Annotated in this window: 1 protein-coding gene; it reads left to right on the top strand. The window is 40.8% G+C overall.

Going from position 1 to position 839, the window contains the following annotated elements; translation table 11 throughout:
* Positions 1 to 43 precede the first annotated feature (43 nt).
* Entirely contained in the window at positions 44 to 190 is a 147-nt protein-coding gene (locus L2755_RS22015) for a hypothetical protein (RefSeq protein WP_248982760.1), read from the top strand.
* Positions 191 to 839: the final 649 nt, after the last annotated feature.

Here is an 839-nt window from a genome sequence, read left to right as displayed (position 1 = left end):
AACAATGCACGAGAGCTTGGAATGACTTCATCATGGAACCTAAATGCGTAATGAAACTCTGCTCAAGAGAGTGGACAGAATTGATAACTTAGTTAATGTAACTGGTATAACCACCTTTATTGCTAATACAATAGGCATGATAACGGTGCTTGATATGCCCATGTTGAAGCTGGGTATTTCAAGCGTCTAACGCTTCTCGAATAGAGAGTTAATTGCCTGCTATTATATTGCTGGCATGAAAGTAATGTGGCCGACATGCAATGTAAGGAAGGGCCTTTCACTCATGCTTAGTTTCTTGCGAGAGTGAATTATGGTTACTAACGTAATGGGCCATACTTAGTCTATGCTTTTTGAGCGGGAGCTATACGCTCACTAATAACGGCTCTTTGTATTACTCTGCTATTTGTATCTATTCAGTCATGCTTTAGTCACACGTTCGAGGTTCATTAGTGTAGAACTCCTCGGGCAGCCAACGCCTATCTTCTTTCTTTATGCCATTTAGTTTTATTCGTTTTCTATCACAGCATTAATTACTGCAGCCTCAAGTGGCATCACTTAAGAAAACTAATATAGTCGTAGCTTGCTTTTCATTAACAGGGGGCAGCAGTCCTATCTTAGCTCTCTACTGTTATAAACAGCACTAGCAAGCTGATGCTTAAGTGCTGAACTTATGTAAACGTCATTTTGACCATGGTTAGAGGCTGTAGAGGGGCGAAAATGTCTCTCACCGTTTGCTGATAAAGCCTTGAATGGCTTAAGGCATTTTATTTGGACAGAGCCAACTCAATGCTGGTTGGTGAAGTTATGTTAGATAGGAGGGTTTACCGCTTAGACATAAC

The sequence above is a fragment of the Shewanella abyssi genome (assembly GCF_023284025.1).
GTDB lineage: Bacteria > Pseudomonadota > Gammaproteobacteria > Enterobacterales > Shewanellaceae > Shewanella > Shewanella abyssi.
The sequence above is the reverse complement of the archived record's forward strand: the minus strand, read 5'-3'. Positions and strand labels throughout refer to the sequence as shown.